Source organism: Mixta intestinalis (assembly GCF_009914055.1).
GTDB lineage: Bacteria > Pseudomonadota > Gammaproteobacteria > Enterobacterales > Enterobacteriaceae > Mixta > Mixta intestinalis.
Window position 1 is genome coordinate 508,639 of record NZ_CP028271.1, and the last position, 20,419, is coordinate 529,057.

The following is a 20,419-nucleotide window of genomic DNA, read 5'->3' on the forward strand; positions in this document are numbered from 1 at the left end:
TGACTCCTGTGATTGTGCAAAGGTCACCGGCGTGGCTGCCACGCGGTTGGGAAGGGCACAGAGAATAGCATGTCTGAATCGCGAGGAAAACGGTTGCGTCAGGGAAACAGCCGCAAGAAAGCGGCAGTTTAACGCCGCTTCAGAACGGGAAATGGATCAGGGTTAACGCCTCTGGCGTCACTTCGATCATCGAGCCTGCGCTGTGCCAGGCACCCAGTACCAGCCGTTCTGCGGGTTGGCCGTTGACCGTTAGCGGATGCGTAGCGGGGCGATGCGTATGTCCATGAATTAGCCACTGCACCTGATGGCGCTGCATCACGGCGCTTACCGCCTGTGCATTAACATCCATAATGGCGGCGGATTTATGCTGGTTGGCATCTTTGCTGCCGTCGCGCATACGCGCGGCAATACGCTGACGTAAACGTAGCGGCAGCGCCAGAAACAGCTTTTGCAGCCAGCGTTGATGCACCTTGCGACGAAAGCGCTGGTAGCCTTCGTCATCGATACAGAGCGTATCGCCATGCATAATCAGAACCGATCTGCCATAGAGCTGTACCACCTGCTCTTCCGGCAGCAGCGTCATACCGCAGGCGTGGGCGTAGCGCTGACCCAGCAGAAAGTCACGGTTGCCATGGATAAAGTAGACCGGCAGCGGCAGGGCGCGTAGCGCCGTGGCAATTTGCTGATGTAGCGGATTGGGATCGTCATCGCCAATCCAGGCTTCAAACAGATCGCCCAGAATATAGAGCGCGTCAGCAGTATGTGCTTCGCGCTGTAAAAAATGCAGAAAACCGGCAGTAATTGCCGGTTCTTCCTGACACAGATGCAGATCTGCGATAAACAGCGTGCGAGACATTACTCGCTAACGGTCACTTTCTGGATCACAACATCTTCTTTCGGTACGTCCTGATGCATACCGCTGCGGCCAGTAGAAACCGCTTTGATCTTATCAACTACGTCCATGCCTTCTACCACTTCGGCAAATACGCAGTAGCCCCAACCCTGTAGGCTTTCGTCGCGGAAGTTCAGAAAATCGTTATCCGCCACGTTGATAAAGAACTGCGCGGTAGCAGAGTGCGGAGCCGAAGTACGGGCCATCGCCAGCGTGCCGCGGGTGTTTTTCAGGCCGTTGTTGGCCTCGTTGCGGATTTCCGCTTTGGTCGCTTTCTGTTTCATGCCTGGCTCAAAACCGCCGCCCTGAATCATAAAGCCGTTAATCACCCGATGAAAAATGGTGTTGTCATAAAAACCTTCACGGCAATAGTTCAGGAAGTTCTGCACGGTTTCAGGCGCTTTGTCATCAAATGTTTTGATCACGATATCGCCATGATTGGTCTGGAAAGTAACCATAATCTCGTCCTGTAACGGTTGGAGTTCTCAAGATGCTGCGCCTGTACGCGCATTTGTTGCGCCAGGGCAGTTTTAACAGAGGCTTCTTATAACATAATTTCCGCTCTGGCGTCAGCAGGGCTTTATGGTTATTCCTGTGCGCTTTCACGCCGTTGAACGCCAGTGCGCTGTGTCCTTTCTTGCATTGCGCAGCGCTTAAGTGAAAAATAGACCCCTCGTTCTGAAACCAGTTTCGTTTATCCGCACACGCTTATACGGAAAGTTCAATGCTTAAAATTTTTAATACCCTGACGCGTCAAAAAGAGGAATTTAAACCGATCCATGCCGGCGAAGTGGGCATGTACGTGTGCGGCATTACCGTTTATGACCTGAGCCATATCGGCCATGGACGTACTTTTGTCGCCTTCGATATCGTGGCGCGTTATCTGCGCTACTGTGGCTATCAGCTGAAGTATGTGCGCAATATCACCGATATCGACGATAAAATCATCAAACGCGCCAATGAAAACCGTGAGACGGTAGAAGATCTGACTAACCGCATGATAGCCGAGATGCATGCTGATTTTGCGGCGCTGAATATTCTGCCGCCCGATCTGGAGCCACGCGCCACGCGCCATATCAGCGAAATCATCGAGCTGGTACAACAGCTGATCGAACGTGGGCACGCCTATGTGGCGAGCAACGGTGATGTGATGTTCGCCGTGGACAGCGATCCGGAATATGGTTGCCTTTCCCGTCAGGATCTGGAACAGCTACAGGCGGGCGCGCGCGTCGAAGTCGCTGACGTGAAACGTAACCCGATGGACTTCGTATTGTGGAAAATGTCGAAGGCCGATGAGCCAAGCTGGCCGTCGCCGTGGGGCGCGGGGCGTCCCGGCTGGCATATTGAATGTTCCGCCATGAACTGCAAACAGCTGGGAGAACATTTTGATATTCACGGCGGCGGTTCCGATCTGATGTTCCCGCATCACGAAAATGAAATTGCACAATCTACCTGCGCTCATGATGGCCCTTACGTCAATTACTGGATGCACTCCGGTATGGTGATGGTGGATCGCGAGAAAATGTCCAAATCTCTCGGCAACTTCTTCACCATCCGCGATGTGTTGCAGCATTTTGACGCGGAAACGGTGCGTTACTTCCTGATGTCCGGTCACTACCGCAGCCAGCTTAACTATGGCGAAGAGAATCTGAAGCAGGCGCGGGCGGCGCTGGAGCGGCTCTATACCGCGCTGCGTCATACCGATGCCAGCGTGCAACCGGCTGGCGGCGAAGATTTTGTTACCCGCTTCCGCGAAGCGATGGATGATGATTTCAATACGCCGGAAGCCTACTCCGTGTTGTTCGATCTGGCGCGTGAGGTCAACCGCCTGAAAGCAGAAGATAAAGGTGCGGCGGATGGCATGGCGGCACGCCTGCGCGAGCTGGCGGGCGTGCTTGGCCTGCTGGAACAGGACCCGGAACTGTTCCTGCAAGGCGGCGCGCAGGACAATGACGAAGTGGCGGAAATTGAAGCGCTGATTAAAATGCGTAACGATGCACGTCAGGCGAAAGACTGGGCGCAGGCTGATATCGCACGCGATAAGCTAAACGCGTTAGGTATCGTACTGGAAGATGGGCCGCAGGGCACCACCTGGCGCCGTAAGTAAGTTTTTTAAGGCCGGTTTTTCCGGCCTTTTTCTTATCCGATAGTGTTTTCTGTTCTTTATCACATCGTTTTAAAATCTGCTTCTCCCACCTTCGGTTGTATCCCACTGCGTTTCTTCCTGTCAGCGATGATTTTTCTTTTGCTGGCGATCCTCTTTTGCTGTTTTTTGCGGTATTTTGCCGTATATTGCTTTTCAGGAGGATCGATTATGCATAAAGCCGCTCGTCAACAAGCGTTGCTGGCGCTGCTGAGTGAACAGGGGCAGTCAAGCGTGGCGCAGCTTTCCCAGGCGTTACGGGTATCGGTAGATACCGTGCGCCGCGATCTTAACGATCTACAGCAGCAGGGACTGGCGCAAAAAAATCACGGCGGGGCGATAGCGCTGGATGTGCCGGTAATGTCACGTGCAGCCCGCAGCACATTGTTGAATGCGACGAAACAGCGGCTGGGGCGCGCCGTGGCGGCACAAATCCCGCCGGGTGCTACGCTGATGCTGGATGCGGGCAGCACGCTGCTGGCGGTGGCTGAAGCGCTGACCGTACCTGCACGGGTGATTACCGCTTCGCTGGATATCGCCACAGTGTTAAGCCAGCGTCCAAATATTGAACTGATTTTACTGGGTGGTCAGTGGGACAAAACACAGCGCCTGTTTGCCGGTGCGGCCACGCTGGCAATGCTGCAACGTTATCGCGCCGATATTGCCGTGCTGGGTGCCTGTGCGGTGCATGCTGAACTGGGCATCAGCGCCAGCCAGGAAGCCGATGCGGAAATCAAACGCGCCATGCTGGCCCTCAGTGCGCAATGCTGGCTGGTGGTCGATCACCTGAAATTAGACTGCTGTCAGCCGCACCAGGTTGCGGATTTGGCGGCAATGCAACGCCTGTTTATCGATCGTCCGTGGGATGCGCTGCCAGCCATGCCTGCCACCGACGTTTCTGTTATCCCTGAAGGAGAACATCATGAGTGACATCGCAACGTCAGGTAAAACGATCAATGTAGCGCTGATTGGCTACGGTTTTGCCGGGAAGACTTTTCATGCGCCGCTGCTTTCCGCAGTGCCGGAAATAAATCTGTACGCTATCGTCTCCAGCGATGCGGCTAAAGTCCATGCTGATTTTCCGCAGATGCAAGTCTTTGCCGAACCGCAACAGGCGATCGCACATCCTGAGATCGATCTGATCGTTATTGCCTCGCCCAATACTACTCATGCGCCGCTTGCTCGTCAGGCACTGGAGGCGGGCAAGCATGTTGTGGTGGATAAGCCTTTTACCCTGGATATGCAGGAGGCGCGTGAGCTGATTGCGCTGGCGCAGGAGAAAGGCCTGCTGCTGTCGGTGTTTCACAACCGCCGTTGGGACAGCGATTATCTGGGCGTGCGTCAGGCGATAGAGCAGGGCGCGGTGGGGAAAGTGGCGCAGTTTGAATCGCATATCGATCGTTTTCGTCCACAGGTGCGGGTGCGCTGGCGCGAACAGAACGTGCCGGGCAGCGGCCTGTGGTTTGATTTAGGGCCGCACCTGATCGATCAGGCGTTACAGCTGTTTGGGCTGCCGGAGAGCGTGCAGGGCAATATTGCTACGCTGCGTGAAAAGGCGGAGGTGAATGACTGGGCGCATGTGGTACTGAACTATCCCGCGCATCGGGCGATCCTGCATTGCAGTATGCTGGCGGCAGGCGGCGTATCGCGCTTTAGCGTGCACGGCAGTAAAGGCAGTCTGATTAAAGCGCGTATTGACCAACAGGAGAGTCAGTTGCTGGCTGGCGTTATGCCCGGCAGCGAAGGCTGGGGAGTCGATGAAGATGCGATGACGCTCTATAGCGGCGAAGAAGCGCCACGTCAGTTGCCGACGCCAGCGGGCGATCAAGGGCAATATTACCGGCAGATCGCCAGAGCGCTAAACGGGCAGCAGCAGAATCCGGTGCCGCCTTTACAGGCGCTGGCGGTAATGGCGGTGCTGGAGGCGGCGGTTAAGGCTTCTGCAAGCGGCCAGGCACAGCGGCCTGAGCTGAGCGCTGAAGAAAAAGCTGCGCTGCGCTTCCCACAAATCCAGTAAGCTTTTACACAGGTAAAAAAACAGCCGGATCAACCGGCTGTTTCCATCAGGCAACGATCGTGACGCGCTGCCCGTCAAATTCTACCGTTTGTCCGGCAACAATCTTGCAGCGCTTGCGCGTCTCTGTCTGACCATCCACGGTAACTAGGCCATCAGCGATCAGGTTCTTTGCTACCGCACCGCTCTCTACCCAGCCTTCAAGTTTCAGCAGATCGCAAAGATCGACGTGCGCATGTTTACCCAGGGAAAATGTAGCCATCAGGCAGCTCCTTTATCATGATACTCTTCACACGCCTGCAGCGTATTCTGAATGAGCGTGGCAACCGTCATCGGCCCTACGCCGCCCGGAACCGGGGTAATCCAGGCTGCACGCCCGGCAGCAACGTCAAACTCGACATCACCTACCACTTTACCATTGTCGAGGCGGTTAATGCCGACATCGATAACAATTGCGCCGGGCTTGATCCAGTCTCCGGGTATAAAACCGGGTTTACCTACCGCCACTACCAGCAGATCGGCATGTTCAATATGATGACGCAGATCTTTGGTAAATCGATGCGTTACGGTAGTGGTACAGCCTGCCAGCAGCAGTTCCAGGCTCATCGGACGTCCCACGATATTGGAAGCGCCGACGACTACCGCATTTAAACCATAGGTATCGATCTGATAACGTTCCAACAACGTAATGATGCCGCGTGGTGTGCAGGGACGCAGCAGCGGTGCGCGCTGGCAGAGACGCCCAACGTTATAAGGATGAAAACCATCGACATCTTTATCCGGGGCGATACGCTCCAGCACTTTAACGTTATCGATACCCGCCGGTAGCGGTAGCTGAACCAGAATACCGTCAATGTCGCTGTCGTTATTCAGCGTGTCGATCAGCGCTAACAGCTCGCTTTCACTGGTAGTGGCTGACAGATCGTAAGAGCGCGAGACAAAACCGACCTCTTCGCAAGCGCGGCGTTTGCTGCCGACATAAATCTGCGATGCGGGATCTTCACCTACCAGCACTACTGCCAGACCCGGTGCGCGTTTGCCCTCTGCCAGCCGCTGTTTTACTTTTTCAACAACCTCAAGGCGCACCTGCTGCGCAATCGTTTTACCATCAATAATTTTTGCTGCCATCAGGAAAAGAATCCATCACTATGAGTCAATCGGGGGAATAGCGCGTATTTTGGCAGAAGCGCGTCCTGCTGTCAGTCTGAATCACGCTGGCTGGTTACATCTTCACCGAAGAAGAGGGCATAGCGGTAAAAACGTTGACTCACTCTCTCTGCGCCGTATAATTCGACGCAACTCACCAAAGCGCCCTTAGCTCAGCTGGATAGAGCACCGGCCTTCTAAGCCGTAGGTCACAGGTTCGAATCCTGTAGGGCGTGCCATTAGTTTTCAGAAGTTATCACTCACCTCCAATTTTCAAATTTTCAACGTGGGACAGGTTTGGGGCACGACTTCTAAAAATCGCGTCAATTTGCCTCCTATGCTCCGTTAAATGGTTAGGTGGCAGATGTGCATAACGCTGCACCATCTCGATGCTTTCCCAACCACCTGTTTCCTGCAACAGACAATCGGCACCGCTCAAACAAGCCAGTATCCCTGGTGACGCACTACTGTGAAACTGAAAATCTTACTTATTTACCTACACCATCCTTCAGGCAAATTATCAGAACCCGCATTTTACAGCAGGAAATTTCCTCTCACGAAGTGGGGGATTAAGCCTGTGGCGTTATAAATCACTCAAGATGTCGCGGCAAGTCAAAAGGATTTGTGTTCACAGACTGATTTAATGTTGCGCTTCAGGACCGTTTATTCGACGGGTTTTGTTTATCCTGCGATGAGTAAACGCCCCGAACTGGTTACAGCATAATAAAAATATTATTAAAGCAGTGCGGGCCGGAACATAAAGGTTCGCGATAGACCTTTTTATTTTTTTATTTATACAGGATACACACACCATGTCTGATACTGATTTAACAGCTGTAACGGGTTCGTTTGAATGGGCGATGCTGCAAGTTAAAGCGGGAAAACGTGCTTTACGAACATTATGGAAAGATAAAAATATGTACATTGTTCGTAATCCAGGTAAGAAAAATCAGGTGGTCACAAAAAATGATTATCTTGCTAATTCCGGCATAGCTATTGGTAAATCATTTGACTATTTACCTTGTATAGAAATATGCACTACTGATGGTAATTTTGTACCCTGGCTACCGGGACAAGTGGATCTGGAGGCAACAGACTGGATTTTAAGCGAGGAAGCGTCAGAACCATCAGAACATATGCTTATTTTGGATATTAAAAACGGTTATAAATATCTTAACAAAGAACTTGATGAGGAAATTTGGTGCTTTCACTACAAAAATGTAAATAGTGGAGATAATCTTTATTGTGGTGAGGTTGAAGTTATTGAAGATAATATTAATTTGGCAACTCGCACTCCAGTGATAGGTTTTTATTATCACGAGGCAACATTATATAATGTTCGACGTGGCGATATAAAATTAAGTCTTTCTATCTCTGAAAAATACTGGTCGCAAACAAAGGACATGTTAGTTGATAAAGGGCTGAAAGTAACAGTGGATGATGAAAAGATTTATTTAGGGAAGCCATCATCTGTGAACGTTATCGAGAGCTATTGTATAATAGATTTTGATTATAACTTTTCTGTTCTCAATACGAGACTAAAAGAAAAAATGCAGGAAAAAGACGTATTAAAAAGATATTGTATAGACTGGTATGATATTTAATATTATCGAAATTTAAACCGCCTTCGGGCGGTTTTTATAGGATTTATATTAATAGTTGCACAACGTTGTCAGAGAAAGAACGAAATTAACTGTGTTCAGTGGCAGGTTTTTACCTGCCAGTATCTTACTGTGAGGATAAATAACCAGAAAATGTACTACTCTCAACCAGGCTACGAGCTAACTACCTGACCGATCCCTTTGCCTTCTAAAATTTCATTCGGATCGGCAAAAAAATCGAGATTAAAATAAGTATCTTCCGTCAGTAGCTCGATGCGATGCCAGTATTGCGGTGGACTGATGCCAAAATGCCCGGCTTCAATCACCACTTCCATTTCCGGCGTAGTATCATGCTCACTGGCAAAACCGAAATATTTTACCGCCCCCTGCATGACCGACAGCCGTCCATAAACACCCTGTTTAGTGTTGTGATGTGTCAGTAAGGCCTGTGGCACCGTTTCTCTGGTCCAGAATGGCGTTGAGCGCGTATGACGAAAATGAACGGGAATGGATAATATCATGATAAGTCCCTCCGACAGTCGATTTTTACCAGCCGCACACGTTGGTTTCTTCATCAGATTCATAACCGCGCACGATATTGATCAGTTCTTTAACCGAATCGGCGGCGATCGGCGGATCTTTTAACTCATCAAGGCTGGAGAAATCTTTATCTACGGAGACACCATTATTATTATTAGTGACCGTCAGGATAAATTTCCCTGAATCATCACCTTCTGTTGAAAGCCCGCTAATCAATTCTGCTACCGCCTGTGTTGCAATCTCAGGAATATAGAGCGACATCGGTTTCAGGTATACCTTGCTGGCGGTTTCATTACTGTTGCGGTTAGAGACCGATAGAGAATAACCTTTATTTTCAGGAGTCATGATGAATACCTCAACCTTCAATTAATATTTTCGGATCAACGTAAAAATCAACGCTGAATATCGTATCGTCGGATAATGCTTCAATGTTGTGCCATGTTTCTGGTGGAAATACGGCAAATTCACCGGCGTTGATAACTAACTTTTCTATGGCGTCTGGACTGGTTTCGTCAGCGTAACTATAGTAGCAAATAGTGCCTTGCAGAACGCTTAAACGTGGATAAACACCCTGGCGGGTTCCGGCATCAAGATGGCGCTTCCAGATAGAGGCCGGAGCCGTTTCCTTAGTCCAGAATGGCGTAGAGCGAGTGTGGATATAATTTGCTGGTATTACAATACGTTGCATGTTTTATCCTTATTGTTATCAACAAATCCCGCTTGGCGGAAAGGTTAAAAGCATATGTCGCATATCATATACCTGTTTTGATATTGATAAACCACTCTTTTAGTGGGTAATTTTTTGGGTATGCTGATACTCAGAAAGTATTATTAAAAATGTAGCAGTAAAGAAGGAAAGCGGAGAAAGATTTTATCGAAGAAAGCGGTTTATAGCGCTTTCGGTCATATTTTTTAACTTATCGGTGGTTTTTTCTTCATCTGTTTTTCAGACAACTTTCCTGTTTTGGGTGATAGTAAAATATTTCATGAGAAATCGGGATATTTTGATATTAACCGTTGCAGAGATGATTAGGTTAATGATTATAGCGCAATGATTGCTATAAAAAATAAAAGCACCCCGGACTTAATTCAGGATGCCCGATTTAAACGTTAAAATCGCTAAATAAAAATCTCAGATAAGATTAAATTTGTTCAAAAAAAATTAATGCTCAATATCGTTTTTTGATTTTATCTCATAAGCAATATGATAAGGTGAAAGCGGATGAACCAGGTTTTTATTGTGGGCACCAATGATTTCGGCTATCACCGTTTGATAACCGGCAATCCAGGGCTTTTTGCTTTCTTTCGCTTTTTTATGATCGAGGTTGGTTATCAAATTTTCCATTGCTTCACGGGTTTCCCAATAATAGTTATTGATATAGCGCCCGCCAGCAACATCATGGTAGCTTTCCATGCCGATAAATCCGGGTAGTGAAGTCGCATAGTCCTCTATTTTTTTATCCAGCGCATAGAATTCATCATCATATTCATTCTTTTCAAAAATAAAGCTTGACATAAACATGGTTAATTACCTTTTTTCAATTTCAAGCTGGTTCAAAATATAATTAATTCAGCGCCAGCTGCTTAAGCACACCAGCAATCTCTGCAATATTATCGGCTGACAGAGGAAGAAGCGGACGCGGCAGGCAATCTGTGTTGGTCAGCCCAATTATTCCGGCTGCGGCGGCGATGACCCGAATACTGCCGCCATGCTTACGAAAAAGCGCCCATAACGGCTCCAGGCGGGCAGAGCATTCCATAACCTTCTGCGAATCTTTAGCTGCGGCAGCCTGCGTAATCTCTTTGGCTACTTCAGGAAAAAGCCCTCCACACACCGAGTACCAAACCTCACAGCCTGCATTTAGCCCTGTCGCCGCAGAATCGTCGCCGCTGATACCAATCGTGACATCATGCGGTATTTTTCCTCGCAGATTTCTGACGCGCGCTAATGCTGCTTCCGGCTGGGACGGAACGCCGGGGATTTTTATCGATTTCACGCCACGCAGGGCGGCAATATGGCCGTGAAGCTCGTCGGAAAACATAAAGTGTGTTGTGCCGGGATTGTCGTAAACGCAGACGGGAACAGAGGCGCGTTGGGTGACAGTTTCAAACAGACAAAAAACCTCATCGTCATTGAGTCGTTGATAGGAGAGCGGCGGTAGCAGCAGCGCGCTGGCACCAAGCTGTTGAGCATCTTCAGCCAGGTATAAAACCTGCTCAGTACTGATCGCTCCCACGCAAATCATCATCGGAATATCGCCGGTATGCTGTTTTGCCACAGCGGCAACGTGTTTTCTTTGCTCTCTTGTCAGGTAAGCATAGCTTCCGGTTGAGCCCAGAATACCAACGGAATCGACTTCAGCAGCGGTAAGGCGCTCAAGAATTTTAATGAACCCCTGCCGGTCAATTCCCGCAGAGGTGATGGGAGTAAGAGGAAACGCGCTCAGACCCTTAAACATCGGTCGCTCCTTCTTGTGGTCACAGGTAACAGTGCGCAGCGATAGTAACAAGGAAAACCTTTATTGTCATATGACAATAACTGTGATTAAAGAGAGTTAATAAGATTAATTGATAATAATTAACACCATTTTTATATATTAAACAATCACTTAATTGAAATTATTCGTCTGCCGTGGTTTTGTGAGATAATCAAAAAAGCACAATTTTTAACGGAATTTCGTTTTGTCACTCTCAACAGAGCCTCTATGTCAGCGACAACCACTGCCAGTGAAATTTTCGAATCCATCAGAATAAAAGTTCGTACCGGAGAACTTAAAGCGGGAGAGACGTTGCCTCCCGTGCGGGAGCTTGCTGTACAGCTTGATGTGAACCGAAATACGGTGGCATCTGCCTATAAAAAACTGGTTGCTGCGGGTATCGCCGTTACTAATGGACGATACGGAACCATAGTGAAAGGCCCGGGCGATCTCCCGGAACAGGAAGGAACATCGTCGTTAACCACCCTGAAAGATGTGTCAGGAGGCAACCCTGAGCTTTCATTTCTGCCTGATATAACGTCGTTGATCAAGGCGGTTACGCCAGTACCGCGTACCTACGGTGAGCCGGTGATGAATCCCGCTCTGGCAAAGCAGGGGATGCAGTGGTTCAGTCGTGATGTTCCCGGTGAGTTTGGGCTTAACCTCACGTATGGTGCAATAGACGCCATTGAGCGTCTGATTACCGGTTTCCTGGCGGCGGGTGAAAAAATAGCCGTTGAGGAACCCTGTTTTTTGAGCAGCATTAATACGATACGCAGCCTGGGATATGTGCCGCTGGGCGTAGAGGTGGATCGCAATGGTTTACTTCCCGAAGCGTTACTTGGCGCATTAAAAAGCGGCGCACAGGTGGTGCTGGTGACGCCGCGTGCGCATAACCCAACGGGATGCAGCCTCAGCCCGCAAAGAGCGGAAGAAATAAAAGCCATACTGGAAAATTTCCCACACGTCATGGTGATCGTTGACGACCATTTCTCTTTATTGTCGATGGAGAACTATCACAATATTATTCCTGCCTGCACGCATCACTGGGCGATTATTCGCTCGGTTTCAAAATTTTTAGGGCCGGATCTGAGAATGGCGCTGGTTGCCAGCAATCCCGAAACCGCCCGCCGCCTGGGTTTACGCCTGGCATCCGGTACAAACTGGGTCAGCCATATTTTGCAGGATATTGTTGAAAAAGCGCTGGCTTCGGCAGTGGTAAGAAAAAAAATCAAAAAGGCGGCGGGGCTATATCAAAGCCGAAGAGAAGCGTTGTTGACCGCGCTGCGGGAACAGGGAATAGTCATAACCCGGCCTTACGATGGGTTGAATGTCTGGCTCTGTCTGGAAAAACCTCCCGCAGAGGTTGTCCGGTTAATGGAGGATAAAGGCTGGCTTATCCGCTCTGGCAGCAGCTTCTATCTCAATAAGGAGCGCTATGCTATTCGTCTGACGCCCGCCTCGCAGAGTGACAGACAGCTGAAGGCGCTGGCCCGGGACCTGGCTGAAGCGCTGCTGGAAACTGGCAATGCGGTGAAGGAAGAGTGACGCTATCAGTGAACAGAGCAGGATAAGAAGGCTGGCTCTGGCTCCGGTAAAAAGGCCGGAAGCGGCGGGTATCACCGGAGCTGATAAAAAGTTATATTAACGTATTGTTGTAACAGGGAAAGTTAACAGAAACCGGGCGATGCTCGGTTTACTCAAGGAGAGAGAATATGCGTGGATTGATGCTATTGACTGCTGTTGTGCCACTGATGCTTGTTGGCTGCCAGCAAGCAACCACACCCGTTACGCCGTTAACGCAGGCGTCGCAAGCCCACCAAATTGCGTCACTGATTGCCGGTACCCGTTATCTGAAAAACCAGTGTGCCTATCCAGGCTTACCCGCTGATGGTCAGATCGAACTGGCCGCCTACAAAGCAGCCGATCGGCGAGGCTGGCAGTTAACGTCTGGCGTTGCCGAGCGGAGCGAACAGCTTTATCAGCAGTTGCTGCATGACGCGACGCCTCAGGCGATCCAGTGTCAGGAGTTTCGGCAGCTGCTACAGCCGTTTATTACCACATTACCAAAGGCATAACCATCTGCCACCAGCCCGCGATAGCAAGGCACGGGCCGAAGGGAAAAGCGCCGTCCTCTCTAATTTTTCCCGTCAGGCGTAACAGCATGAACAGGCCGATTCCCGCCAGCGAGGCCGTTATTAACAGGATAGGTAGCCGCTGCCAGCCGCACCAGGCACCCAGCGCGGCGAGCAGCTTAAAGTCCCCGTAGCCGAGGCCTTCTTTTCCGGTGATTAGCAGGAATCCCCAGTAGAAAATCCAGAGAAACAGATAGCCCGTGACGGCACCGATTACGGCATCGGGTAATGGTGTAATTGCGCCGTGCAGATTTGCCAACAGCCCCAGCCAGAGCAACGGCAGCGTGAGCATATCGGGCAACAGCATCTTTTCCAGATCGATAGCGAAAAGCGCGATCAGCAACCAGCTACCTGATGCGAGACAAAGCGCATACCATCCCGGCGGCCAGCACCAGGCGATCCAGCCGGTACAAAGCGCGGTAAGCAGTTCAATAAGAGGATAACGCAGGCTAATCGAAACATGACAATGATGGCAGCGTCCGCGCAGCAGCAGCCAGCTTAGCAGCGGGATATTGTGGTAAAAGGGAATGGTTTGCAGGCAGTGAGGACAGCATGAGCGGGGCAGGAACAGGTTAAAGCGTTCAGGAAAACCGTCATCCTGGGTATCGCTGCTGGTACGCCTCATCATGACAGGAAGGCGCCAGATAACACAGTTAAGTACGCTGCCAGCCAGTAAGCCCGCTAATAACATAAACGCCAGCCATTCAATTTCGATCATTAACGATCCTCCTTATCCAGGACACTGCCGTCCCAATCCTCAAGCGCATCCAGGATCACCACCCGATCGCCGCTCTCCAGAATAACAAGCGACGGCTGGATCTGTGCCACTATTTCACCGCAGGGCAACCGATCGCCTTCCCGGTATTGCTGACCGCTGAACATAACGCTGCGGTGATGCGGGTCATCGGCGTAAACATGCGCGTCATAGCGTAAAGGCGTTAGTTCGCCAACCAGACAGGAGGGCAGTTTTACCGCATCTGCGGTAAGAATGCGTGAAGGCACTATAGTGGAAGGCTTCGCTAAAGCGGTGGGTGAGGGTGAAGGCGGATAACGATATGCGGCCCAGATCCCGGAAACGGACCAGCCCAACAGCGTGAACAGGGCGGCATAAACGATCAGTAGCCAGCCAGGAATGCGATAACCGCTTAATGCTGAAGAAGCGTCCATCTGCCTGATACCTCCGTGAGCCGCAGTCCATTATCACCCGCCTGAGTGGTGAATTCGATAAGCTGTTGTCACTGCGCCGGTAAATCTGCTGGTGCGCGCAGCCGTCCGCTAAAACGATAATTTCCGGCGCGATCAACGCTGCCCTGACCACTCGCGTGCAGCCGGTGCGGTTCCTGTAATGCAAAAATCAGTCGCTGTGGCTGGCAGCTGAAAGTCAGCTTTGGTTCGCCAGCGACGGCACGTTGTGCATTCATCACCAGTGCCGCCTCGCGCCAGGCGAGCGCTGCTTTCAACTGCTGACAGCCAGCACTATCGAAACGCAGCCGATCCAGCGTTAGCCTTAGCTCGCCTTCACCATGAAACGGCAATGGCATATCGATGAGCGTGAGTGCTTTTTGTGCGGATGCCTGCCAGCGTCCGTTGGAAAGCTGCCAGCCGCCATTCCAGCCCAGCGTTACCGCACCTTGCCCAACGTTTCCCTGTGCGGTTAGCCGGATCGTCGGCAGTCCATAACCCCACTGCCAGCGCCATGTCACCCTGTGCAGATCCAGATGCTGCCAGCGCAGCCGTTGCAGGCTACCGGCCCAGAAGGAGCCTTCTGCATCCTCAGCCTGAATCTGTGCTGGCAACGCCCGAACCAGCAACGCTGCGGGAGCGGTAATCACCAGCGCGATGAAGTACACCAGCAGAAAAAACAGCGCATGACGCCAGATGTTCATACTTAGCGCCTCTCCAGTTGCAGGGCATCGACGTTAACCTGTCCGTTTGCCGGGGTAACGGCATGGAGTCTGATTTCGGTTACCCGAAGCGTATGTCTCGTTTCAAGTTCCGCTATCCATTTCAACAGCGAGTCTCCATGCACAGGTGTGAACCGCAGAGTTATCTTTCCGGCCTGCTCCTGTATCTCCGTGAGAGAAATCGCATTGGCGCTGGCGCTTTGTCGCAGTATAAGCGGAAGATCCTGTTCATCTAACGCGAGAGCAGGGAGATAGCGAAGCTGCTGCGTAAGCTGCCGCTGACGCTGTTGTTCACGGGTGATGGATTCCTCCAGAGAGCGCCATACGCCTTGCCACAGAAAAGTGATAAGTAACACCAGCGCCAGAGCGATTAACAGTAAGCGCTCACGCTGAGTTTGTTGTTGCCACCGGGCCTGGAGACGGTTCATGGTTGATGCTTCCGTAGCGTCAGAATGAGTTGATCATTTTCCGTTTGCAGCCTGAAGTTGCGTGTCAGGCTTTGATGAGCCTCGCTGATTTTCTCCGGCTGCCCGCGTAGCGTAAGCCGCAGGCTTGATGTGGTGTTGAGATAGTGCAGGCGTTCAATAGTGACGCCTTCCGGCAGGGTGGGAAGCTTTGCCAGCAGTGACGTCAGGGTTGGATGTTTATCCTGTCGGGTGGCAACGCGCATTGCCGTCTGGCGCTCAGCCATGCTCTTTCCCGGGAAGCGTAGCTGAAGCTGTTGTTCCAGCACGTCGGCCTGTTGTGCCGTTTGCCACCATAGCAGCCCTTGCTGAACAAACAGCAGGCAGAGCGCTGCACAGGCAGCAATTAGCGGCCTGCGCCACGGCACGGCGCGTAATGCGGAAGGTGCTGGCAACAGGGAAGGAGTTTGCGGGTTAATATTGCTGGCCAGCAGGGTTAATGCATCCTGCATCGGGCGCGCACGCCATTGCGTTACGTTTTCCGGCAAAGGGCTGTAACAATCGACATACCCCAACGCCGTCTGCTCGCGCTGCCAGGCCGTATGCCACAGCGCCAGCCAGGCGGCATCCACCTGCGCTCCCTGCCAGCGTCCGGTACGCAGTAGCCAGCGATGCTGCCAGTAGAGCGCGCTGGCTCCTTCTGTATTGAGCGGAAGCAGCAGCGCATCCGGCGTTATGTATGATAAACGGATGCCCGCCACGCGAAACGGCTCTGTCCACTGCGCCATTCGCGCATTTGCTACGGTTGCTACCCAGAGGTTTTGCCCTTCTGACGCCAGTGGAATAAAGGTAACATCGTCTGGTGGCAGGGCCAGCTTTTCCTCCAGCAGCCAGGGCAGGGCTCGCATGCCTGCGGCATCATGTTTGCCCGGCAGCGTTACGCAGTGAATCACGACATCAGCCATTGGCACCAGCAAATGACAGAGATCGCCGGGAAAACGGGCCGCCAGCGTAGCCAGTTCTGTTATCGGCAGTTCGCCCCGCTGCCTGTCAGTTTCACCGTGCGCGTCGATCCGCATCCATAAAACCGGGTCTGTGGGGTCTGTAGCGACAGAAATAATCAGGCGATGGCGCTCTGTGCTGCCGTTTTTCATTATTCCTCCATTTCCGGGTAGCGCCACAGGACGGTGACCTTACCGTTTTTACGCTGTAACAGGCTGTATTGTCGGTAATCCGTATCCGCCATCTGTGCGATAACGTGCAAAGCAAAGTAGTCGCTGTTAAGCGTCAGATAGTGTCGCTGTCCAGCCAGCGCTTCCAGGCCAGTAAAGGTTTCTTCCAGCGTTTCCCAGCCCGCGGCCGGACGTTGCTTGAGCCAGCGTAAAATCTCGTTCTGGCTGCTGTCGGGCAGCAGCGCCGCCAGCAATGGCCACTGCGCCGTCTGTAACGTATTCAGGTTAAGGATGAAATTTTTTTCCGGTAACACGCATATCAGTGGGCGAAGCTGTTGCAATATCTCAGGGGTAATGCCGCGTACCGGGCGTAATTCACTGGGATGCCATAACGGTTGACTGGCGGTGAGATAAGGCGGATCGCTGGCCTGGTAGACGTCGTCCTTTGCCCCACCGGCACGAATTTTTACACCGCCGTCAATCCAGTCAGCTATCGCCGCGTTTAACCTTTCTGCCTGTGACGATTCGATCTGTAGCAGCTGTAGCAGGCGGATAAAAATTCGCTGTATCTCCTCGTCGTGAGGTAGCGCATTGATATTGAAGCAGGTTCGCGCATCTGTTAGCCGTACATCCAGTTCCGCGTTCGGTAAAGAAAAATGCGGCCCCTCGGTAGCCCACTGTTGTGCAAGATGGGTGTGCCGGGCATCATCAAAAGCATCTCGCTGTAGCACCATCGCGGCTATATTTTCTGCCGCCGTCACATACCATTTGCCCTGTAAGCGCTGATGCAGATGCAGGCTATAGTGAAAACTGAAGAACCAGCGCTCGGTTACCACCGTAACCAGCGTCACAACAATCGCCAGTAGTAACAATACCGTTAGCAGCGCCATGCCCCGTTGTTTCATCTTTACTCCCTTAACAGAAAGCGCCGGATCAGCGTTTTGTCTTCCGTTAGCTCCAGCCTGATCTCAACCGCCTGAGGTAAGCCTTCGATTTCCTGCCACTGGCGTTGCCAGCGGCCCTGATGCCAGTAACGCAGCTGTAACGCCTTAACCCCGCTGAGCAGGCGCTGGCGATGCAGACGGTTATCCGTCGGCATATCCGGGTAAGTGAGATACTCACGCACCAGTGCACCTTCTGCGAGGCGGTAAGCAACGCGCTGCAATGATGAGCGGGCCAGTCGATCGCCGGGATTGAGCCAGCCGCCGTGGGTAAAGACGATGGCATCATCGCCGTGGCGCCCTTCGCTGGTTCGCGGCGAAGAGCCAGCCATCACGCCTGGGGTGCGTACCGGACGCGGGATCATGGCGGAAAAGTCGCGTTCCATAAGCGCAAATGCATGCTGAATCTGCGCCAGCCGCTGCGCGTGGCGGGCAGAAAAGCGTTCCAGCGCAATGCCTTGCTGTAGCAGGCGGTTGCCCATCAGCCCCAGCACGGCAAAAACCGCCAGCGCTAATACCATTTCCAGCAGGGTAAACCCGGCAGCGCGCTGGCTCATCGGCGTACCACATAGGTGCGCAGCACCGTAGCGGGGGCGCTGTTTTCGCGCCAGGGCGTTGGCGAGACCTCAATTTCCAGGTCCCGCATCTCCGCACTGTGCGTCTCCACGCCGCGCCAGCGCCAGTACCAGCGCCGACCTGCCTGTTCACTTTCTCCCATCGTCCAGCGCAGCGGCGGCCAGACTTTTTGTAACCGCAGCTCAACCAGCTGATTTTCCGCCACCCAGTCAGCCCAGGTTTTCTCCTCCAGACGGGCCGTTCCCGTTGCCAGCTGCCCCAGGCTTTGTAGCAGCGAGAGCGAGGCGAGAGAAAAGATGGTCAGCGCCACCAGAACTTCCAGCAGTGTCATACCGTTACAGCGCGTCATTGGACGCCTCGCTAAGGGCAACGCGGCCTTCTTCGTTAACCGCGATCTCCGCCTGTAAACTTTCCCGATAGAGGTAGCGCAGACGAAAGGGCGTAATTTCCCCGCCCGGCAACAGCAGTACCTGTGGCGCATTACCGTTGGCCTGTGCGTCGGGGGTGCTTAACAGCAGTCGCCATTCGGCTGGCAGAGTCTGTGTACCGCCCCGGCCCGGTAAAGAAAAATCATGCCAGTCGCGTGCGCGCCACTCCATCAGCTGCCAGCGATGATTACTTACCCACAGGCCATAGGCGCGCCCGTCGAGAGCCGCTTTATTTGCCAGCGCGTTCAGTATTTCAACCAGCCGCGCGCCTTCCTGGGCGGCCTGGTAGCGTCCGCTGAGGTTGTTTGCCACTACCAGCGTCGTTCCCAGACTGAGTAACAACAAAACCAGCATGAGTTCCAGCAGTGTGAAGCCGCATTGATTAGCGGTTTTGGTCCATATTGTTGATGTCGTCATCCGTTCCATACTCACCGTCTGCGCCAGCCGAAAGGATATCTACCACGCCAAACTCGCCCGGCTGACGCAGCCGATAGGCGTTCCCCCACGGATCTTTCGGTAAACGGCGGATATAACCCCCTTCCGGATAGCTGGGAGGAATGGGATCGACGGTGGGTTTAACCACCAGCGCCTCCAGTCCCTGTTCGTTGGTGGGATAGCGGTGGTTATCCAGCCGGTACATATCCAGCGCGCTCTCCAGCGCGATAATATCGCTGATGGCTTTTTGTCGATCGGCCTTATCTTTATTGCCCATCAGGTTCGGTACGACCAGACTGGCCAGGATGCCGAGAATGACAATTACCACCATAATTTCCAACAGCGTAAAACCAGCCTGAGTCGATGCTTTAGCCGTGCCTGGTCGCATGAGATGTACCTCCTTGTATTTACAGCGTCATCATATTGTTGAGTTGCAGAATCGGTTGCAGAATGGCCAGCACGATAAACAGCACGATGGCCGCCATTGAAACTACCAGCAGCGGTTCAAACAGGCTGAAGAACAGCGTGACGCGTGCGCCGAAAACGCTCTCCTGATTATCCGCCGCCCGCAGCAGCATATCGCCCAGTTCGCCGCTGCGTTCGCCGGATGCAATCATGTGACGCATCATTGGCGGAAACAGCGCGGTCTGTTCCAGCGCCTGTTGCAGGCTGACGCCTTCACGAACGCGCTCGCACGCCTCACGCAGCAGACTGGTGATATGCAGGTTGTTCAGCACCTGAGCGCTGATGTGCATGGCCTGTAGCAGCGGTACGCCGCTGTTGTAAAGAATGCTGAGCGCACGGGCGTAGCGGGCACCGTTCAGTTCGCGGATCACACGCCCGCACAGCGGCAGCCGCAGCAACAGACGGTGCCAGGCAAGCCGCCCGTCAGGTTTGCGCACCAGGCGCAGTGCTATCAGCATCAGGCCCAGCGCCGTTAGCACCAGCCAGGGACCAACATCACGAATGCCGTCGCTTAACGCTATCAGCAGCCGGGTAGTCCAGGGCAGCGCCTGTTTCATATAGATAAACTGCTCTGTCACGCGCGGCACTACGACACTGAGCAGGGTTACGATCACGCCGATGGCGACCAGCGTTAGCAACAGCGGATAGACCAGCGCCTGAATCAGCTTATGTTTCATCTGCTGACGCTGTTCGGCGTAGTCTGCCAGCCGCAGCAGGACGCCATCGAGCTGACCGGACAGCTCGCCAGCCTCTACCAGCGCGCAGTAGAGCGAGCCGAACACGGTAGGATGGGCCCGTAGCGCGTCCGCCAGCGGAAAGCCTTCCACCACCCGCGCTCGTACCCCTTGCAGTATGTTTTTTACCCGCTTTTCTTCGCTCTGTTGTGCCACCGCGTAGAGTGATTCATCCAGCGGCAACCCTGCGCCGGTCAGCGTTGCCAGCTGGCGCATCAGCAGGGCCAACGAGTTGCCTGAAATCGATGCGGCTGGAAAGAGTTTGCCGCGTGGCCTGATTTCATGCAGATCCAGCGGCAGTAATCCTCGTTCGCGCAGCCTTTGCCCGGCCAGCCGTTCGCTGCCTGCGCTGACCCGCCCGCGATGGGTTTTACCGGCAATGTCCCGGGCCCGATAGCGAAATTCCGTCATT

Annotated in this window: 26 protein-coding genes, 1 tRNA gene and 1 pseudogene; 7 read left to right on the plus strand and 21 right to left on the minus strand. The window is 52.7% G+C overall.

Annotated features, from left to right (window positions below; translation table 11 throughout):
* Positions 1-139: 139 nt before the first annotated feature.
* Positions 140-856: a UDP-2,3-diacylglucosamine diphosphatase gene (gene lpxH, locus C7M51_RS02305; RefSeq protein ID WP_160620141.1), complete on the minus strand. Its 717-nt coding sequence runs from the start codon at positions 854-856 to the stop codon at positions 140-142.
* A complete protein-coding gene (gene ppiB, locus C7M51_RS02310) occupies positions 856-1,350 on the minus strand; it encodes a peptidylprolyl isomerase B (RefSeq protein ID WP_160620143.1) in 495 nt (164 codons plus the stop codon). Before ppiB ends, lpxH begins: the two co-directional genes overlap by 1 nt.
* A gap of 266 nt (positions 1,351-1,616) precedes the next feature.
* Here ppiB and cysS point away from each other — a divergent pair, with 266 nt between their 5' ends.
* The 3 genes from cysS (at position 1,617) to C7M51_RS02325 (ending at position 5,052) form a co-directional block, all read left to right on the plus strand.
* Complete coding sequence (gene cysS, locus C7M51_RS02315) at positions 1,617-2,999, plus strand: cysteine--tRNA ligase (RefSeq protein WP_160620144.1); 1,383 nt, start codon at positions 1,617-1,619, stop codon at positions 2,997-2,999.
* Between the two features lie 207 nt (positions 3,000-3,206).
* Entirely contained in the window at positions 3,207-3,965 is a 759-nt protein-coding gene (locus tag C7M51_RS02320) for a DeoR/GlpR family DNA-binding transcription regulator (protein ID WP_160620146.1), read from the plus strand.
* Positions 3,958-5,052 carry an oxidoreductase gene (locus C7M51_RS02325; RefSeq protein ID WP_244323789.1) on the plus strand — a complete coding sequence of 365 codons (1,095 nt, stop codon included), beginning with the start codon at positions 3,958-3,960 and terminating at the stop codon, positions 5,050-5,052. The genes C7M51_RS02320 and C7M51_RS02325 overlap by 8 nt, the downstream gene beginning before the upstream one ends.
* A gap of 46 nt (positions 5,053-5,098) precedes the next feature.
* On the opposite strand, the gene ybcJ is transcribed toward C7M51_RS02325, so the two are convergent.
* Positions 5,099-5,311, minus strand: coding sequence for a ribosome-associated protein YbcJ (gene ybcJ, locus C7M51_RS02330; RefSeq protein ID WP_160620150.1), 213 nt, complete (start codon positions 5,309-5,311; stop codon positions 5,099-5,101).
* Complete coding sequence (gene folD / locus C7M51_RS02335; protein ID WP_160620152.1) at positions 5,311-6,177, minus strand: bifunctional methylenetetrahydrofolate dehydrogenase/methenyltetrahydrofolate cyclohydrolase FolD; 867 nt, start codon at positions 6,175-6,177, stop codon at positions 5,311-5,313. Before folD ends, ybcJ begins: the two co-directional genes overlap by 1 nt.
* A gap of 180 nt (positions 6,178-6,357) precedes the next feature.
* Between folD and C7M51_RS02340 the strand changes: the two genes are divergently transcribed.
* Positions 6,358-6,434, plus strand: a tRNA-Arg gene (locus tag C7M51_RS02340).
* Between the two features lie 17 nt (positions 6,435-6,451).
* Here the strand turns inward: C7M51_RS02340 and C7M51_RS22400 are convergent.
* A pseudogene (locus C7M51_RS22400) lies at positions 6,452-6,616 on the minus strand (integrase); the annotation flags it as partial.
* A gap of 391 nt (positions 6,617-7,007) precedes the next feature.
* Between C7M51_RS22400 and C7M51_RS02345 the strand changes: the two are divergent.
* On the plus strand, positions 7,008-7,799 hold the full coding sequence (locus tag C7M51_RS02345; protein ID WP_160620154.1) for a DUF2829 domain-containing protein: 792 nt from the start codon (positions 7,008-7,010) through the stop codon (positions 7,797-7,799).
* Between the two features lie 170 nt (positions 7,800-7,969).
* Here C7M51_RS02345 and C7M51_RS02350 read toward each other — a convergent pair whose 3' ends face one another.
* The 5 genes from C7M51_RS02350 to C7M51_RS02370 form a co-directional block, all read right to left on the minus strand.
* A complete protein-coding gene (locus C7M51_RS02350; protein ID WP_160620156.1) occupies positions 7,970-8,317 on the minus strand; it encodes a TehB family protein in 348 nt (115 codons plus the stop codon).
* Positions 8,318-8,342: 25 nt separating this feature from the next.
* Entirely contained in the window at positions 8,343-8,681 is a 339-nt protein-coding gene (locus tag C7M51_RS02355) for a DUF1869 domain-containing protein (RefSeq protein WP_160620158.1), read from the minus strand.
* Positions 8,682-8,691: 10 nt separating this feature from the next.
* The gene (locus tag C7M51_RS02360) at positions 8,692-9,024 is read right to left on the minus strand and encodes a TehB family protein (protein WP_160620160.1); all 333 of its coding nucleotides are present in this window, start codon (positions 9,022-9,024) and stop codon (positions 8,692-8,694) included.
* 474 nt (positions 9,025-9,498) lie between these two features.
* A complete protein-coding gene (locus C7M51_RS02365; protein WP_160620162.1) occupies positions 9,499-9,858 on the minus strand; it encodes an antibiotic biosynthesis monooxygenase family protein in 360 nt (119 codons plus the stop codon).
* A gap of 43 nt (positions 9,859-9,901) precedes the next feature.
* Positions 9,902-10,795, minus strand: coding sequence for a dihydrodipicolinate synthase family protein (locus C7M51_RS02370; protein WP_160620164.1), 894 nt, complete (start codon positions 10,793-10,795; stop codon positions 9,902-9,904).
* A 246-nt stretch (positions 10,796-11,041) separates the two neighbouring features.
* On the opposite strand from C7M51_RS02370, the gene C7M51_RS02375 reads away from it, so the two are divergent.
* Both C7M51_RS02375 and gspS read left to right on the plus strand, forming a co-directional pair.
* On the plus strand, positions 11,042-12,361 hold the full coding sequence (locus tag C7M51_RS02375) for an aminotransferase class I/II-fold pyridoxal phosphate-dependent enzyme (protein ID WP_160620166.1): 1,320 nt from the start codon (positions 11,042-11,044) through the stop codon (positions 12,359-12,361).
* Between the two features lie 167 nt (positions 12,362-12,528).
* Positions 12,529-12,891, plus strand: a complete 363-nt coding sequence (gene gspS / locus C7M51_RS02380) for a type II secretion system pilot lipoprotein GspS (RefSeq protein WP_160620168.1) — start codon at positions 12,529-12,531, stop codon at positions 12,889-12,891.
* Here the strand turns inward: gspS and C7M51_RS02385 are convergent.
* The 11 genes from C7M51_RS02385 to gspF form a co-directional block, all read right to left on the minus strand.
* Complete coding sequence (locus C7M51_RS02385) at positions 12,869-13,666, minus strand: prepilin peptidase (RefSeq protein ID WP_160620170.1); 798 nt, start codon at positions 13,664-13,666, stop codon at positions 12,869-12,871. The genes gspS and C7M51_RS02385 overlap by 23 nt on opposite strands.
* Positions 13,666-14,115 (minus strand): general secretion pathway protein GspB, encoded by a 450-nt coding sequence (locus C7M51_RS02390; RefSeq protein ID WP_160620172.1) that lies wholly within the window; start codon positions 14,113-14,115, stop codon positions 13,666-13,668. The genes C7M51_RS02385 and C7M51_RS02390 overlap by 1 nt, the downstream gene beginning before the upstream one ends.
* Before the next feature lie 68 nt (positions 14,116-14,183).
* Positions 14,184-14,834 (minus strand): type II secretion system protein N, encoded by a 651-nt coding sequence (locus tag C7M51_RS02395; protein ID WP_160620174.1) that lies wholly within the window; start codon positions 14,832-14,834, stop codon positions 14,184-14,186.
* Positions 14,835-14,836: 2 nt separating this feature from the next.
* Complete coding sequence (gspM, locus tag C7M51_RS02400) at positions 14,837-15,280, minus strand: type II secretion system protein GspM (RefSeq protein ID WP_160620176.1); 444 nt, start codon at positions 15,278-15,280, stop codon at positions 14,837-14,839.
* Complete coding sequence (gene gspL, locus C7M51_RS02405; protein ID WP_160620178.1) at positions 15,277-16,410, minus strand: type II secretion system protein GspL; 1,134 nt, start codon at positions 16,408-16,410, stop codon at positions 15,277-15,279. Before gspL ends, gspM begins: the two co-directional genes overlap by 4 nt.
* On the minus strand, positions 16,410-17,333 hold the full coding sequence (gene gspK / locus C7M51_RS02410; RefSeq protein ID WP_160620180.1) for a type II secretion system minor pseudopilin GspK: 924 nt from the start codon (positions 17,331-17,333) through the stop codon (positions 16,410-16,412). Before gspK ends, gspL begins: the two co-directional genes overlap by 1 nt.
* Positions 17,334-17,335: 2 nt before the next feature.
* Positions 17,336-17,926 carry a type II secretion system minor pseudopilin GspJ gene (gene gspJ, locus C7M51_RS02415; RefSeq protein ID WP_160620182.1) on the minus strand — a complete coding sequence of 197 codons (591 nt, stop codon included), beginning with the start codon at positions 17,924-17,926 and terminating at the stop codon, positions 17,336-17,338.
* Positions 17,923-18,294: a type II secretion system minor pseudopilin GspI gene (gspI, locus tag C7M51_RS02420; RefSeq protein WP_160620184.1), complete on the minus strand. Its 372-nt coding sequence runs from the start codon at positions 18,292-18,294 to the stop codon at positions 17,923-17,925. The genes gspJ and gspI overlap by 4 nt, the downstream gene beginning before the upstream one ends.
* Positions 18,281-18,727, minus strand: a complete 447-nt coding sequence (locus tag C7M51_RS02425) for a GspH/FimT family pseudopilin (protein ID WP_160620186.1) — start codon at positions 18,725-18,727, stop codon at positions 18,281-18,283. The genes gspI and C7M51_RS02425 overlap by 14 nt, the downstream gene beginning before the upstream one ends.
* 28 nt (positions 18,728-18,755) lie before the next feature.
* The gene (gene gspG, locus C7M51_RS02430) at positions 18,756-19,196 is read right to left on the minus strand and encodes a type II secretion system major pseudopilin GspG (protein WP_160620188.1); all 441 of its coding nucleotides are present in this window, start codon (positions 19,194-19,196) and stop codon (positions 18,756-18,758) included.
* A gap of 19 nt (positions 19,197-19,215) precedes the next feature.
* A complete protein-coding gene (gene gspF, locus C7M51_RS02435) occupies positions 19,216-20,418 on the minus strand; it encodes a type II secretion system inner membrane protein GspF (protein ID WP_160620191.1) in 1,203 nt (400 codons plus the stop codon).
* Position 20,419: the final 1 nt, after the last annotated feature.

Coding starts and splice junctions, on each gene's coding strand:
- lpxH (WP_160620141.1), bottom strand. CDS start 856: ATGTCTCGCACGCTGTTTATCGCAGATCTGCATCTGTGTCAGGAAGAA.
- ppiB (WP_160620143.1), bottom strand. CDS start 1,350: ATGGTTACTTTCCAGACCAATCATGGCGATATCGTGATCAAAACATTT.
- cysS (WP_160620144.1), top strand. CDS start 1,617: ATGCTTAAAATTTTTAATACCCTGACGCGTCAAAAAGAGGAATTTAAA.
- C7M51_RS02320 (WP_160620146.1), top strand. CDS start 3,207: ATGCATAAAGCCGCTCGTCAACAAGCGTTGCTGGCGCTGCTGAGTGAA.
- C7M51_RS02325 (WP_244323789.1), top strand. CDS start 3,958: ATGAGTGACATCGCAACGTCAGGTAAAACGATCAATGTAGCGCTGATT.
- ybcJ (WP_160620150.1), bottom strand. CDS start 5,311: ATGGCTACATTTTCCCTGGGTAAACATGCGCACGTCGATCTTTGCGAT.
- folD (WP_160620152.1), bottom strand. CDS start 6,177: ATGGCAGCAAAAATTATTGATGGTAAAACGATTGCGCAGCAGGTGCGC.
- C7M51_RS02345 (WP_160620154.1), top strand. CDS start 7,008: ATGTCTGATACTGATTTAACAGCTGTAACGGGTTCGTTTGAATGGGCG.
- C7M51_RS02350 (WP_160620156.1), bottom strand. CDS start 8,317: ATGATATTATCCATTCCCGTTCATTTTCGTCATACGCGCTCAACGCCA.
- C7M51_RS02355 (WP_160620158.1), bottom strand. CDS start 8,681: ATGACTCCTGAAAATAAAGGTTATTCTCTATCGGTCTCTAACCGCAAC.
- C7M51_RS02360 (WP_160620160.1), bottom strand. CDS start 9,024: ATGCAACGTATTGTAATACCAGCAAATTATATCCACACTCGCTCTACG.
- C7M51_RS02365 (WP_160620162.1), bottom strand. CDS start 9,858: ATGTTTATGTCAAGCTTTATTTTTGAAAAGAATGAATATGATGATGAA.
- C7M51_RS02370 (WP_160620164.1), bottom strand. CDS start 10,795: ATGTTTAAGGGTCTGAGCGCGTTTCCTCTTACTCCCATCACCTCTGCG.
- C7M51_RS02375 (WP_160620166.1), top strand. CDS start 11,042: ATGTCAGCGACAACCACTGCCAGTGAAATTTTCGAATCCATCAGAATA.
- gspS (WP_160620168.1), top strand. CDS start 12,529: ATGCGTGGATTGATGCTATTGACTGCTGTTGTGCCACTGATGCTTGTT.
- C7M51_RS02385 (WP_160620170.1), bottom strand. CDS start 13,666: ATGATCGAAATTGAATGGCTGGCGTTTATGTTATTAGCGGGCTTACTG.
- C7M51_RS02390 (WP_160620172.1), bottom strand. CDS start 14,115: ATGGACGCTTCTTCAGCATTAAGCGGTTATCGCATTCCTGGCTGGCTA.
- C7M51_RS02395 (WP_160620174.1), bottom strand. CDS start 14,834: ATGAACATCTGGCGTCATGCGCTGTTTTTTCTGCTGGTGTACTTCATC.
- gspM (WP_160620176.1), bottom strand. CDS start 15,280: ATGAACCGTCTCCAGGCCCGGTGGCAACAACAAACTCAGCGTGAGCGC.
- gspL (WP_160620178.1), bottom strand. CDS start 16,410: ATGAAAAACGGCAGCACAGAGCGCCATCGCCTGATTATTTCTGTCGCT.
- gspK (WP_160620180.1), bottom strand. CDS start 17,333: ATGAAACAACGGGGCATGGCGCTGCTAACGGTATTGTTACTACTGGCG.
- gspJ (WP_160620182.1), bottom strand. CDS start 17,926: ATGAGCCAGCGCGCTGCCGGGTTTACCCTGCTGGAAATGGTATTAGCG.
- gspI (WP_160620184.1), bottom strand. CDS start 18,294: ATGACGCGCTGTAACGGTATGACACTGCTGGAAGTTCTGGTGGCGCTG.
- C7M51_RS02425 (WP_160620186.1), bottom strand. CDS start 18,727: ATGCTGGTTTTGTTGTTACTCAGTCTGGGAACGACGCTGGTAGTGGCA.
- gspG (WP_160620188.1), bottom strand. CDS start 19,196: ATGCGACCAGGCACGGCTAAAGCATCGACTCAGGCTGGTTTTACGCTG.
- gspF (WP_160620191.1), bottom strand. CDS start 20,418: ATGACGGAATTTCGCTATCGGGCCCGGGACATTGCCGGTAAAACCCAT.